Origin of the sequence: Clostridium nigeriense (genome assembly GCF_050585245.1) — a bacterium.
Classification (GTDB): domain Bacteria; phylum Bacillota; class Clostridia; order Clostridiales; family Clostridiaceae; genus Clostridium; species Clostridium nigeriense_A.
The window spans coordinates 1-481 of sequence record NZ_JBNOOF010000052.1 but is presented as its reverse complement, the minus strand read 5'-3'; the positions used below and the strand labels follow the sequence as shown (position 1 = coordinate 481).

Genomic DNA, 481 nt, shown 5'->3' with positions numbered 1-481 from the left:
TGGATGGCGTGAAAATAATAATTTCAGGCTAGTACTCGATAAGCAGGCATTTACAGATACCGCCGGTATAAACTTACCAAAAGCGGATACCATTCGTTTTAGTACTAGAAAAGAGATTGAGTATGGCAGTATCAGGTTACGATTTACCAATTTAAAACTAAATCAGAACCCGGTTTTACAATTTATACAATCAGATAAGCTTATAGAATCTATTCCACTCAATAATAGTGAGCTCTTTAGAAAATTTTTCAGGGGAGGCACCTATGAAATGCGTATTCTATACGATACCAATAAAAATGGAATTTGGGATACCGGTAATTTTAAATCAAAAAAACAACCTGAAATTGTTCAACTGATTACAAAACCATTATCCGTAAAAAGTAATTGGGATAATGAAGTAACGATTAACCTATAAATAGTTATAAAATCCCTTCCCTGTTTTTTTGCCCAAATCACCTGCTTCTACTTTTACTTTTTGCAA

1 protein-coding gene is annotated in these 481 nt (G+C 33.1%); it reads left to right on the top strand.

The features are described 5' to 3' along the window. Positions 1-415: hypothetical protein (locus ACQPUY_RS17795; protein WP_430843396.1), on the top strand; the 415-nt coding region annotated here is incomplete at its 5' end. Positions 416-481 lie beyond the last annotated feature (66 nt).